Here is a 13,509-nt window from a genome sequence, read left to right as displayed (position 1 = left end):
TCTTCGGCGCTGCCGCGCAGCGCCTTCATGTTTTCGCGCACCCGCTCCTGATCCTTCCCGATCTCGGTGATCTGGCCGTTGATCGCCGATAGCCTGGCGTCGGCGGCGGCCAGTTCGGCCCGTTTGTCGGTCAGCGGCTGTAGCGCGCGGCGCAGCGCAGCTTCGTTGATGCCGCCGCGCACGAGGACGGCGATCGTACGATCGTTGAAATCGGCGAGACGATAGACAGTGTCTCCGGCGTGGCGCTCGGTGACGGTCAGCGTCCCCTCTTGCTTCGAGGGCAGGTTCAGCCGGTAGCGCGCCGCGTTGGCCGAGGTCTCGGCCGGCGCGGGGTCGGTGCCCACCGACCATCCCGTTCGCAGCGGATGTTCGATCACCAGGGTGCGGGCTACCGTGTCCTCGTTCCTCGCGGTGTACTTCCACGTCGCGCGATCCTCTTGCGACACGGTGAGCACGCCGTCCTTGGCGACCATCTTCGTGACGTGCCCCGATCCGTCGCCCGGCACCGCCTTGACCAGCACCGCGAGGTCAGCTCCATATGACATCAGCCGCTTCTCGCCCGGCTTCATCGATTCGACCAGGCCTTCGCCGGCAAACGCGTTGGCGTCGATCACCGTGAACGAGCCGCCGTCGAGCGTCAGCGCGCTGGTGTTGGTCAGCCACACGCCGCGGAGCGGGCGGCCCGATCCGGCGCCGCGACTCCAGATCGAGATGCGTTCGGCCTCCACCTCGGCGTTCAGGATCGGCACGAGCGCCGACTCGTTTTTTCGGATCGTGACCGGCTGCTTCAGCTTGTACTCGAAGAGATCCCCAAGCTCCTGACCGGTTGCGGCGGCGTCGACGACCCGGATGGCTTCCATCATGGACCCCGCCGCCTCCGGCATGCCGCCAACTACGCCGCCGGCCGCACCGCCGCCTCGGCCCAGCCCGGCCATCCTCTCGGCCGGCGGCGCGGGCGCCATCTTTTGAGCGAGAGCGTCGCGACTGACGGCATCCAGCGCGTCACTGGCCGCTCCGGACGTTGTCAGCGTCGCGCCATGCGTCTGCGGCCGCAACTGCACCGTCTGCGGCAGCGGCACCACGGGGCGGCGCGCGTAGTACGGCTGCGAGATCTGCTGCACGAACGACTGAGGCGCCCCGGCCACGAGAGACAGTTCCACGTTGGCCCAGTCCTGGCCGATGGTGTTGTCGACGATCGCCCACCCCTGCAGCACCGGCTTGACCGCGCCGTCTGGCAGCACCAGGCGATACGTCGACTTCCAGATCGGGACCTCGCTGATGTAGCTGACGAACAGCCGCCGCGTGCCCGTCCCGGACGCCGACAGCGTCATCCGGCGAACGTCTTCGCCGCGGCTCGATGCGACGATGCCGAGATAGCTGGCGACGTCATCGCGCACGTCGCGATCCAGAAAGTGCACGCTGGTCGACGAGGTCAGCTCGATGGTGCGGACCGCGCCGTCATCGGACGCGACGGTCAACTCGGTGACAGCCTCCACCGTCGTCCCACCGGCGGCCGCCGTCCTGTTACGCTGCTCGACGGCGAGGATCCGGCCGCTCGTGACTGTGGTACCGGCGTGCACCTCGACGCGCGCGCCGCGCAGCGCGTTGTAGAACTGCAGGCGATCGGCGTCGGCGGCGAGCGGCAGGCGCAGCGCCGACAGCCGCTGCTCGATCGGCGCGATCGAGTTGTAGCTGATGTTGGCGATCGACCCGCCGTCGAGATCGATCGTGGTGAGCGACTGCAGCACGTCGTTGAGCTGCGCGGTCGTGAACTGGATGGCGACGTCGGCGTTTCCGGTCACCGACCCCAGGTGCTCGAAGTAGCCGACGCCGCTCTTGTAAAGGATGACGCGTCGAACCGGGACCGGCGACGCTTCGTTCGCAGGCCGCTGCTGCGCGGCCGCGCCGGCGACGGCCAGTACTATCAGGCTGGTGACTGCGAGGCGAATGCGCACGCCGACCTCCCTGGCGCGTGTTGCGCCCCCCCTCTTATCGACGGGAGATCAGGGCCGCTGCACAGGCATAGACGGCGGCGCCGCAGATCAGGGTGACGGTGAAGCCCCAGTTCATGGCGAGGAACACGGCCAGGGTGGCGCCGAGCACTGACAGCGCGCCGTTGATGCCCCAGGCCCAGGGCACCAGATCCGGCTGACCCGCCGCGATCACCCGCACGCCGGCCGGCAGCGGGATGCCCATGGCGAGCCCGGCCGGCACCATCAGGCCGGCCGCGAGCAGGATCCGCCACGGCAGCGGCCAACCGACCGCGGCCCGGACGACGAACGGCAGCGCGTCGCCCCAGACGAGCGCAATCGCCATCACGCCCAGACATGCGATCGCCGCCGTGCGGCGGAGGCTGGCGTCGGCGGTGCGGCGGCTCGCCATGCTGCCGAGCCCGGTGCCGACCAGCAGCGAGAAGAGCGTCACGGTGAGCGAGTAGACGGGATGGCCGAGGAGCAGCACGAACCGCTGCAGCAGCGCCACCTCGATCAGCATGAACGCGCAGCCGAGGCACGCGAAATAGGCCAGGACCCGTCCCCAGCCCTGCCCGAGCGCTTCCCGGGAGGTGAGCGCCAGCGGACCGAGGACGAAGACGACAATCAGCGCGGTGGAGACGCCGAGGAGGATGAGAATCGCGGTGAGGCCGCCGGTCCCCCAGGAGCCAGGCAGCTCAGGGGATGCGACGTCGCGGCCGAACAGGCGCATCACCCGCGCGACCATCCAGTGATGGCCCAGACGTGTCGTGTTGAAGAAGAACGGCCGGTCGTCGGTCGTCGGGGCGACGTCGAAAGGAAAGTCGCGGTAGAAGGCCTGGCGGTCCGGCGCCAGAAGGAGTCTCGTGTAGTCGTCGCGGGTATCGCCGAAGGCCGCCACCGGATGGCCCGGCAGGTAGATCACCGAGAAATGCAGGTCTGCGGCGGTTCGCGCCAGAAGGTCGGTTTCCGCTGGGGTGAAAGCCGTCTTCTTGAACAGGAACGTGGCGACCTTGTCCTGCTGGATGATCGCCACGTGGTCGGGTGTCCGCCAGCCGCGGCGCTCGCCCGCGTCCTGGGCCAGCGAGACCAGTCGAAGCCCGTCGAACACCCAGCGCGAAATGCTCAGGACACCGCGATCGGTGAGATGGTCGAGGTAATCGTCGAACGCCTCGACGGTATAGAGCGAGTTCTCCGTCAAGGCGTAGGCGCCGGCGGAGGTCGCCGCCCAGGTGTCGACGAGCGAGGCCTGGATGACGTCGTAGCGCTTCGGCGATCGGCGGACGAAGCTGCGCCCGTCCTCAACCGTGATGTCGACGTCGGGTCGGTCGTAGACGCGGCCGGAATAGTCGCGAAACCGCCCCCGCATGACGTCGTTGACGATGATCGGGTTGATCTCGACGCCGTCGACGTGCGCGGCGCCGAAGACCAGCGCCGAGAGCAGATCGCGGCCGCCGCCGGTACCGATGACGAGCGCGGTGAATGGTGTCGCTGGCGGCGCGCCGACGCGGCCGAACAGGCGATAGCCGAGCGCCGTCAGTTCGTACTGCAGGTAGGACACGTCCTGCAGATCGCCGCCGAAACGGATGATCTGCGTGGCGGCCGCCGAGTCGATATCCATCAGACGCACGTCGGGAAGCGGTCCGGCGTAGCGATCGCTCAGCGACCACGCGGTCGACGCCGTGTCGTAGACGCCGATGCGCGAAAACGAGTTCCACTTGCTGAACAGCACCTGGTCGTGTTCGTGTCCCTTGGTGGTGCTCACCGAGAACGCGCCGAGCCAGCCGGCAGCCGCGGCGACGATCGCGATGGCGGCCGCGGCTGAACCGGCGCGGGCGCTGCGGGCCGGCGACGCCCAGCACAGCGCCGCCGCCAGCGCACAGAGCGCCGACACGACGATCGCGCCTGGCGCGCCAAGCCGATTGAGGACGGGCATGAGCACCAGGCAGCCGGCCGCCGCCCCGAGCAGGTCCGCGGCATACACCGCGTTGACGTTCGCGGCGAACCGCGTGATCGCGATCGAGACGGCCGCGCCGCCAGCAAAGAAGGGCAGTGCCGACACCACGTACATCAGACAGACGACCGCGATCGCGCCGGGCGTGTAGTGCAGGCCGACCCGCAGCCGGACGATCATCGCCAGCGCCGCGAGCGTGACGACGGCGTAGGCGAGCGCGTGCCGGACGAGCAGCCGCTCCGTGTCCTGGGCGCGGAAGCCCTGGCGCGCCAGAAAGACGTAGACGCCGCTCGCACTGAGACCGAAGAGCGCGATGGAAATCGCCATGAAGGCGAAGTGGTAGTACATCGTGACCGAGAAGATTCGCGTCAGCGAGAGTTCGGTCATCAGCAGGGAGGCGGAAACGAGCGCAACGCCGGCGAGCGTGCGCCTGGACGCGGGGGGCACGCTTCAGTATAGGCGAGCGACGCGACGCGGCAGGTCCGCGGCTGGAGTCGATTGAACGGTGTGCGACAATTCGGGTGACGGAGAGATGGCCGAGTGGTCGATGGCGGTGGTCTTGAAAACCACTGTACCCGGAAGGGTACCGGGGGTTCGAATCCCTCTCTCTCCGCCATCCGCCGTGTGCCTGCGTGAACGTCTCGCCGTGGCGGCTGGCCTCGATGGCTGACGCCGGCATCGACGCGTGGCTTCTTGCGCTCGAAGCGCGTCACCTCGCCAACCTGACGCGGCCCGAGCTGACGCGGGCCTTGCGCGCGCTCTCCTCCTGTTACGTCGAGCGGCGCGACAAGCTCAAGTCCGGGGCGGCGCTCGACGGCGCCGGCAAGCGCGCGGCCTTCGCGCTCTTCTACGGACCGCTGCATTTCCTCACCATCCAGCGTGTGCTGCGCGCACTCGACTGGGAGGGGCGCGCCCTACCGGCGATCCACGATCTGGGCTGCGGGACGGGGGTAGGCGGCGCGGCGTGGGCGGCCGCGGCCGGCGGCGCCGTTCGCGTAGCCGGTGTCGACCGGAACGCATGGGCGGTGGCCGAAGCGAACTGGACGTATCGGCAGTTCGCGCTGCGCGGCTCGTCAAGAACCGGAGACCTCGTCCGGGACTTTCCGCGTGATCCGAACGCCGGGATCGTGCTCGCCTATGCAGTCAACGAGCTGCCGGACGAGGCGCGCGCCGCGCTCCTCGAACGGATCGTGTCGGCGCCGCAGTCGCCGCTGCTGGTCGTCGAGCCGATTGCGCGACAGGATCGCGCCTGGTGGCAGCCGTGGGCGACCAGGCTCGCCGGCGCGGGCGTGAGGGAAGACGAGTGGCGATTTCCCGCCGAGCTCCCGCGGCTCCTACGCGACATCGCGAAAGGCGCGGGACTCGATCCGCGCGAACTCACCGCGCGGACGCTGTCGCGCTGATTCGCCTCCGTCCGCGCGGCTCGCGTGTCGCGCCGGTCCGTGAGCCCGCTCCGGCGCCGCGCGCTATTGGCGCGACGCGCCGCTGAATCCGAATGGAAAGCGGACGCGGAGGACGCGCTCGCGGCGGTGTTCGGCGTCGAGGTTCTTCGCCCGCGCCTTCAGCAGATCGTCCAGCGCGATCATGCCGAGCAGCTCGTGCTCCGCTCCGCGCTTGACGACCGGGAACCGCGTCAGCCCGGTCTCGGCCATCTTGTGCACGACCACGCGCAGCGGATCGTCTGAATAGACGACGGCTGGCTCGGCGCGCAGAATCGCGTCGAGGCGCGTCAGTCCGGTGGCGCCCGCCTCGGAGACATGCCGCTGCAGATCCACGCGGGTGACCACGCCGACCAGCCGGGCCGAGCCGTCGACCACCGGATACAGGCGCTGCGGACCCTTTTCCGGGTCGACGCGCAGCGAGGCGACCCACGCGTCGAACGGCGCGTCGGCCGGCAGCGCCACGATCGAGGTCCGCATCACTTCCCTGGCGAAGAGGATCTCGAGCGGATCGACGGCGTACTCGCGGCTCATGTGGAAGCCCCGCCTCGCGACCTTCTCGGTCAGGATCGACCGGTCGAGGGCGAGCACGGTGAAGCCGTGCGCGATCGTCACTGCCACCAGCAGCGGCAGCAGGATGTTGACGTCGTGCGTCAGCTCGAACGCGAAGACGACGCCGGTGAAGGGGGAACGCATCGTCCCGCCGAGGATTGCTCCCATGCTGACCAGCGGCCAGAAGCCGGCGCCCTCGTTGGGGAACGCCATCGCCTCGATGCCGCCGAGCGCGCCTCCCATCATCAGCAGCGGTGCGAGCACGCCGCCCGAGGTGCCGGATCCCAGCGACACCGACCAGATGACCGACTTCACGATGAGCACGCCGAGGATGACGCGGCGCGGCACGTCCCCCTGCAGCAAGCCGCCGATCGTGTCGTAGCCGACGCCAAGCGCCTGTGGGAAGACGAGGCCGCCGAGGCCGATGACCAGGCCGCCGATCGCCGGCCACCACATCCAGTGGATCGGCAGGCGGGCGAAGCCGTCCTCCGCGGTGTAGACGGCCAGGGTGAGGAGCGCCGACAGGCCGCCGGCGAGCGCGCCGGCGAGGACGCAGGCGGCCAGCCCCTCCGGACCGATGAAGATCGGGTGCGCCGGAACCGGAAACAGCGGCCCGAGCCCGAGGATGTAGCGGCGCGCGGCGGCCGCCGTCGCGCTCGCCAGCGCCACCGGAATCATGCTGCGCGGCTTCCACTCGAACAGCAACAGCTCCACGGCGAGCAGGACTGAGGCCAGCGGCGCGGCGAACGTCGCCGACATTCCAGCCGCCGCGCCGGCGACCAGCAGCGTCTTGCGTTCGGCGCTCGTCAGATGAAAGAACTGCGCGATCAGCGATCCGATCGCGCCGCCGGTCATGATGATCGGCCCCTCCGCGCCGAAGGGACCACCCGAGCCGATCGAGATCGCAGCCGAGATCGGCTTGAGGAGCGCCACCTTCGGCTCGATCCGGCTGCCGTTGATCAGGATCGCTTCGATCGCCTCCGGAATGCCGTGGCCGCGGATCCGTTCGGAGCCGAACCGGGCCATCACGCCGATGATCAGCGCGCCGATCACCGGCACGATCACCACGTACGGGCCGAGATGGTTGCCGGCCGGGGAGGACAGCGCCGTGTCCCACCGCTGGTAGAAGAACAGATTGGTGAACAGCCCGATCAGCCGGAGCAGCGCCAGGGCCACGTACGCGCAGATCAGGCCGATGCCGATCGCCAACCCGGCGATGGCGGCGACGCGGGGCGTCGTGGTGAAGTCGCCGAGATGGGAGAGATCCGCCTTGCCGCTAGCCACGAGTGACACGCCTGCCTTTCCGATCCGGGTTGTCGAAGAACATCACCGGCGCGCGGCCGGTCAGCTCCATGGTCGTGGTCAGCTCGTGCAGCGCCCGCGCCAGCGTCCGCCGGCGGCCGGCGGGCAGGCGTGCGATCGCCTCGATCAGGCGCGCCTGGGCGGCGCCCGGGGCGCGCGCCGCGAGCCGCCGTCCCTCAGCTGAGACCCGCAGCTCGAGGCGGCGCCCGTCGTCGGCCGCCGCGGCACGCAGGACGAGACCGTGCTCGGCGAGCCGCGAGACGACGGTGGAGACCGAACTCTGATGGGTGTGCGTCCGATCCGCCAGGGCGTTGAGCGACAGCCCTGGGGAGTCGGCCAGGGTCTGCAGCACGAACAGCTGCGCGCCGCTCAGGCCGTGGGTCTTCTGGGAGGCGCGCGACGCCTCGTGCAGCGTCCGCACGATCCGCCGGACCGCGTCGAGGATGTCGCGGGTGTCGGTCGGTCGGGGAATTATATGGGTGCCCATACAACTACCCAGCATATCATTTCGGGCTAGAATCCCCCGCCATGGCCTTTCCACGCCGCGGGCCGACGCTCACGCAGCAGATCATCCTCGGATTGATCATTGGCGTGGTCACCGGCGCGCTCATCTCGCGCACACATCCCGACTGGGCCAACTTCTTCAACCCGTTCAGCCAGCTGTTCCTGCGCTTGATCAAGATGATCATCGCGCCGCTCATCTTCAGCACGCTGGTGGCCGGCATCGCGGGCGCCGGCCATGCCAAGGCGGTCGGCCGCATGGGCCTGCGGGCGATCGTCTATTTCGAAATCGTGACGACGATCGCGCTGCTCATCGGCCTGGTCGCCGTCAACGTCCTCAAGCCGGGCGTCGGGCTGGTCCTGCCGCCGCCGTCGGGCCCGCCCGCCATTTCGGCGGTGCCGCAGACGTGGGATCAGATCCTCCTGCACACCGTGCCAAACTCGGTGATCGAGGCGATGTCCCAGGGCGACGTGCTCCAGATCGTCGTCTGGTCCATGCTCTTTGCGATCTCACTGACCCTGATCGGCGAGAAGGGGCGCCCGATCGTGACGCTCTGCGAGTCGTTGGCGGAAACGATGTTCGCTTTCACGAACATCGTCATGAAATACGCGCCGATCGGCGTGGCGACGGCAATGGCCTACACGATCGGTAAGAGCGGCTTCGCCGTGCTCTACAACCTCGCGTGGCTGGTGGCCACGCTCTACATCGCGCTCGCCGTGTTCTATCTGCTCGTGTTCGTTCCGATCATGCTGCTCTTCGGCATCTCTGTCCGCAAGTTCTTCGCGTCGGTGCGCGAGCCGGCGGTGATCGCGTTCTCGACCACTTCGAGCGAGGCGGCGCTGCCGCGCGCCATGGAGGCGATGGAGCGCCTCGGCGTGCCGCGCCCGATCGTCGCCTTCGTGCTGCCGCTTGGCTACAGCTTCAACCTCGACGGCTCGACGCTCTACCTGTCGCTGGCCGCGATCTTCGTCGCACAGGCGGCGCAGGTCCATCTGTCGATAGGGCAGCAGATCACCATGCTGGTGACCCTGATGCTGACGAGCAAGGGGGTGGCCGGCGTGCCTCGCGCCTCCCTGGTCATCCTGGCGGCCACCCTCGTCCGCTACAACCTGCCGCTCGAAGGGGTGACGCTGATCCTCGGCGTCGACACCCTGATGGACATGGGACGGACGATGACCAACGTCATCGGGAACTGCCTGGCGTCCGTCGTTGTGGCACGATGGGAGGGCGTGTTCCAGGAAGCGAGCGACGAAGACCTCCAGGCCGCGGTGGTTCGAGGCGACATCTGACTGCATGTCCTTAGGTCTGACCTCCCGCCAGCAGCGGCGGCTGAAGCTCTGGTTCTACGAAGGGTTTCGCGACTCCGCGGGCACCCGGGTGCACCACCACTACTCCTGGTGGCAGGTGATGTGCCTCACCGGCGTCGACTACTTCTCGACGCTCGGCTACCAGCCTGGCATCGCGTTTCTCGCGGCGGGCCTGCTATCGCCCCTCGCCACGCTGGTGCTCGTGCTGCTGACGCTGTTCGGAGCGCTGCCGATCTACAACCACGTCGCCGAGGCGAGCCCCAACGGGCAAGGCAGCATCTCGATGCTCGAGGAGCTGCTGCCGCGGTGGAAGGGGAAGGCGTTCGTCCTCTGCCTGCTCGGGTTCGCGGCGACCGACTTCGTCATCACCATCACGCTGTCGGCCGCCGACGCCACGGCTCACATCATCGGCAATCCGTTCGTTCCCAAGTCGCTCAACCACCCGGTACTGATCACCGTTCTGTTGCTGGCAGCCCTCAGCGTCGTCTTCCTCAAAGGGTTCAAGGAAGCGATCGGCTTCGCGGTCGTCATCGTCGCCGTCTATCTGGCGCTGAACGTCGTCGTGATCGGGGTCGCCCTCTCGCATGTGGCGCAAAGGCCGGAGGTGTTCCCGGCGTGGCGGAGCGCCCTGTACCAGCAGCACGGCAGCGGGCTGGGGATGCTGGCGGTCGCGCTGCTCCTGTTCCCGAAGCTCGCGCTCGGACTGTCCGGCTTCGAGACCGGCGTCGCCGTGATGCCGCTCGTCGAGGGCGACCCGACCGATTCGGCCGAGCGGCCGGCCGGCCGCATCCGCAACACGAAGAAGCTGCTCCGCACCGCCGCGCTCATCATGAGCGTCTTGCTCATCGGCAGCAGCATCGGGACGACGCTGCTGATTCCGGCGACGGCGTTCGCGAAGGGCGGCGAGGCGTCGGGTCGTGCGCTGGCGTTCATCGCGCACCGCTACCTTGGCGAGGTGTTCGGCACGATCTACGACCTCAGCACCATCTCGATTCTCTGGTTCGCCGGTGCCTCGGCGATGGCCGGGCTGCTGAACCTGGTTCCACGCTATCTGCCGCGCTACGGTATGGCGCCGGAATGGGCAAAGGCGACGCGTCCGCTGGTGCTGCTGTTTGCCGCGATCACCGTCCTGATCACCATTCTCTTCAATGCCGACGTCGAGGCGCAGGGGGGAGCGTACGCGACCGGGGTGCTCGTCCTGATGACCTCGGCCGCCGTCGCGGTGACGCTGCACGCGCGGTCGTCGGGCCTGCGCACCGCCTTCGGGTTCATCACGCTGGTCTTCATCTACACCACGGTGCTGAACATCTACGAGCGCCCCGAAGGCATCAAGATCGCTTCCTGGTTCATCGCGACGATCATCATCACCTCGATGATTTCACGCGTGCTGCGATCGACAGAGCTTCGCGTCCACGAGGTGCGCCCTGACGAGCTGGCGGCCGCCTTTCTGCGCGACGCCGGAGACGTGCCGGTCCGCATCCTGGCGATCCGGCCCGGCGACGGCCGCCGCGAGGCCTACGAGGCGAAGATGCGCGAGGCGCGCGAGTCGCATCACCTTCCTGACGGGCAGCAAGGCGTGCTCTTCCTGGAGGTGAAGCCGGGCAACGCCTCCGACTTCACCGACCGGCTCGAGGTCCACGGCGCCGACGTCGGCGGCTATCGGGTACTGCGCGCGTCCAGCCCCGCGATCCCCAACGCGATCGCCGCGCTGCTGCTGCACATCCGCGACCACACCGGCCAGATCCCGCACGCCTATTTCGGCTGGACGGAAGGCAACCCGCTGGTCTACCTGCTGAAGTTCCTGGCGTTCGGCGAAGGGGACACGGCGCCGGTCACGCGCGAGGTGCTGCGGCAGACCGAGCCTAATCCGATGCGCCGTCCTCGAATTCACGTAGGGTGACGGCGGCTTCGTCGACGCCGTGCCCCTTGACGGCCGTCACGTCGATCTGCAGGCGATCGTAAGGAACCGTGTCGCCGACGCGCGGCGGCCGGCCGAGGAGCGTGAGCACGAGACCACTCACGCTGTCGACCTCCTCGTGCGCCAGTTCGAGGTCGAACAGCTGTCCGAGCTCGTCGAGGCGCATGGTCCCGGGCACGCGCAGCCGTCCGTACGAATCGCGCCGCGGCCCGGTGTGGCCCGGGCCTTCCTCGATCTCGCCGACCACCTCCTCGAAGAGGTCTTCGAGCGTCACGATGCCAGATGTGCCGCCGTGCTCGTCGATGACCAGCGCGAGCTGCGCCCGCTCGCGCCGCATCGTCGCGAGCACGGCGTCGAGCGGCAGGGTTTCCGGCACCACCGGCGCCGGCCGTGCCCCCGCCGCCGTCACCGACTGCGTATTCAGCAGCAGACGCATCAAGTCTTTGATGTGATACGTCCCGATGATGTGATCGAGGTCCCCTTCGTAGACGGGATATCGCGTATGCGGCGCGCTGCCGAGCACGCGGCGGAGATCGGCCGGCGTCGCGCCAACCGGAATGCCCGAGATGCGCACGCGCGGCACCATGACTTCGCCCGCCGTCAGCGCGCCGAACTCGAACAGTTCCTGCAGTACTTGACCGGACTCGCTGCGGAGCGCCCCTTGTTCTTCCGATTCCTCGACGATGAGCTGCAGCTCCTCGGGGGTGTAGTACTGCTCGGCGCCGTGCGGCTGCGGGGCGATCCCGAACGGCTTCAACACCAGATTGCCGGCGCCGTTCAACGCCGTGACCAGCGGGTAGAGGACGGCCTGGGTCCACAGCATCGCCGGCGTGAGCCACAGCGCCAGCTGCTCGGCGGACTGCAGCGCGAGCGATTTCGGCAGCATCTCGCCCAGCACGATGTGAACGTAGGTGAGTATGCCGACCGCCACCAGGCTCGCAAACCCGTGCCCTGCGAGCCACGCCGTCCAGGTGTGGCCGCCGATTTCCCAGAGCGTCCAGCGCGCCAGCCGGTGCTCCCCGTACATCCCGAGCCCGAGCGACGCCACGGTGATGCCGATCTGCGCGGTTGCGATGTACAGATCGCGGCGGTGCGTGTCTTCGAGAATCCGCAGCACCATGCGGGCCAGCCGATCGCCGCGGGATGCGCGGGCCTCGATTGCCGTCTTCGGCGTACCGACGATCGCGAACTCGGCGGCGACGAAGAACGCGTTCATCAGCAGGAACGCGACGATGACGAGGATCACGACCATCAGTCGTTCCCGTCCTGCGCCGGCGCGGTCGTCACGATCACGGACGCGATGCGATCGTTCTCGAGGCTTTCGACCTCCACCGGCAGCCCGTCGACGACCAGCTCCTCGCCCGGCTCCGGGAGGCGGCCGATCCTCTGCCGGATGAAGGCGGCGACGCTGCCGGCCGCCGGCCATGCTCCCTCCACCCAGACGCGAGCCTGGTCGAGCGGCAGATCACCAGGCAGCCGCACGCGGCCGTCGGTGAGCCGCAGCGGCAGCAGCCGGGAAGTCTTGAACTCGTCAGGCACGGCGCCGAGCAGCTCGCCGAGCACGTCTTCGAGCGTGATCATGCCGGCGACCGTGCCGTCCGCGTCGACGACGAGCGCCTGATGGCTGCGCCGCTCCCGGAGGAACCCCAGCAGACGATCGGCAGGAATGCTTTCGGGCACCCGCAGGATTGGCCGCACCAGCGACGCGAGCGTGCCGTTGCGGCCGCGCTGCAGGAAATGCATGACGACATCTTTCGTGTGCAGGATGCCGGCGACGTCGGCGATGTCGCGGCGGAAGACCGGCAGGCGGCTGTAGGGGCTGGTCGCGGCGACGCGCAGCACGTCGCCGAGCGGTGTCGAGATCTCGATCGCAGCCAGACGATCGCGCGGCACCATCAGCTGGCGGGCGTCTCGGCGGCCGAGGCGGAGCGCGCGGTGCAGCCGCACCTGTTCCTGCGGCTCGAGCAGGCCGCCGTCGCGGCTCTCGGCGATCAGCAGATCGATCTCCTCCGGCGAGTGCACGTGGCGGTGCGTCGCGGTCGGCATGCGCAGCACGCCGCGCAGGAACACGGCGCTTCGGTCGAGGACTACGATGAACCATGCGAAGGCGCGCGCCGACCACAGCATCGGCCTGGTCGTCAGCAGCGCGGTCTCGGTCGGATAGCGTAGCGCCGCCGTCTTCGGCACCATCTCGCCGAGCACGACCGACAGCATGGTGAGCGCGACCAGCACGCCGATCCCCGCGGCCGACTCGGCCGTCTCGGCCGAGAGCCGCGTGTAACGCTCGAGCAGCGGCGCGACCGCCGGCGAGAGAGTGGCTTCGGCGTAGGCTCCCAGGACCATGCCCGACAGCGTGATGCCAACCTGTGATGCGGCGATGTACTGGTTGAGCCGCTGCGGACTCTCGACGATGGGAAGGAGGCGCGCGGCGGTGGGGTTACCGTCCTCGCACAGGCGACGCAGCCGGCTGCGGCGGACACCGACGGCGCCGAATTCAGCTGCGACGTAGAAGCCGGTGAGCGCGATCAGCAGCAGGATGATCCCCGCGCTGGCCAGCATGGGTGG

At 68.8% G+C, this 13,509-nt stretch carries 9 protein-coding genes and 1 tRNA gene; 4 read left to right on the top strand and 6 right to left on the bottom strand.

Features of this window, described 5'->3' with window-relative positions; translation table 11 throughout:
- The coding region (locus VGI12_15565; protein HEY2434092.1) for a DUF4139 domain-containing protein at positions 1–1,955 on the bottom strand (1,955 nt) is incomplete at its 3' end.
- A gap of 34 nt (positions 1,956–1,989) precedes the next feature.
- Positions 1,990–4,371 carry a hypothetical protein gene (locus VGI12_15560; GenBank protein HEY2434091.1) on the bottom strand — a complete coding sequence of 794 codons (2,382 nt, stop codon included), beginning with the start codon at positions 4,369–4,371 and terminating at the stop codon, positions 1,990–1,992.
- Positions 4,372–4,450: 79 nt separating this feature from the next.
- Here VGI12_15560 and VGI12_15555 point away from each other — a divergent pair.
- Positions 4,451–4,540 (top strand) — tRNA-Ser (locus tag VGI12_15555).
- 46 nt (positions 4,541–4,586) lie between these two features.
- Entirely contained in the window at positions 4,587–5,327 is a 741-nt protein-coding gene (locus tag VGI12_15550; protein ID HEY2434090.1) for a methyltransferase domain-containing protein, read from the top strand.
- Between the two features lie 63 nt (positions 5,328–5,390).
- Here the strand turns inward: VGI12_15550 and VGI12_15545 are convergent, their stop codons facing one another.
- Positions 5,391–7,208: a chloride channel protein gene (locus VGI12_15545; GenBank protein HEY2434089.1), complete on the bottom strand. Its 1,818-nt coding sequence runs from the start codon at positions 7,206–7,208 to the stop codon at positions 5,391–5,393.
- Positions 7,192–7,704 (bottom strand): MarR family transcriptional regulator, encoded by a 513-nt coding sequence (locus tag VGI12_15540; GenBank protein HEY2434088.1) that lies wholly within the window; start codon positions 7,702–7,704, stop codon positions 7,192–7,194. Before VGI12_15540 ends, VGI12_15545 begins: the two co-directional genes overlap by 17 nt.
- A 41-nt stretch (positions 7,705–7,745) precedes the next feature.
- Here VGI12_15540 and VGI12_15535 point away from each other — a divergent pair, with 41 nt between their 5' ends.
- Together VGI12_15535 and VGI12_15530 are read left to right on the top strand one after the other, a co-directional pair.
- A complete protein-coding gene (locus VGI12_15535) occupies positions 7,746–9,008 on the top strand; it encodes a cation:dicarboxylase symporter family transporter (GenBank protein HEY2434087.1) in 1,263 nt (420 codons plus the stop codon).
- A gap of 4 nt (positions 9,009–9,012) precedes the next feature.
- Positions 9,013–10,926, top strand: a complete 1,914-nt coding sequence (locus tag VGI12_15530; GenBank protein HEY2434086.1) for a hypothetical protein — start codon at positions 9,013–9,015, stop codon at positions 10,924–10,926.
- On the opposite strand, the gene VGI12_15525 is transcribed toward VGI12_15530, so the two are convergent.
- A complete protein-coding gene (locus VGI12_15525) occupies positions 10,889–12,196 on the bottom strand; it encodes a hemolysin family protein (GenBank protein HEY2434085.1) in 1,308 nt (435 codons plus the stop codon). The genes VGI12_15530 and VGI12_15525 overlap by 38 nt on opposite strands.
- Positions 12,196–13,503: a hemolysin family protein gene (locus VGI12_15520; protein ID HEY2434084.1), complete on the bottom strand. Its 1,308-nt coding sequence runs from the start codon at positions 13,501–13,503 to the stop codon at positions 12,196–12,198. Before VGI12_15520 ends, VGI12_15525 begins: the two co-directional genes overlap by 1 nt.
- Between the last annotated feature and the right edge of the window lie 6 nt (positions 13,504–13,509).

This window comes from Vicinamibacterales bacterium (assembly GCA_036496585.1).
GTDB lineage: Bacteria > Acidobacteriota > Vicinamibacteria > Vicinamibacterales > 2-12-FULL-66-21 > JAICSD01.
Note: the sequence above shows the minus strand (reverse complement) of the source record. Positions and strands in the feature narration are given on the sequence as shown.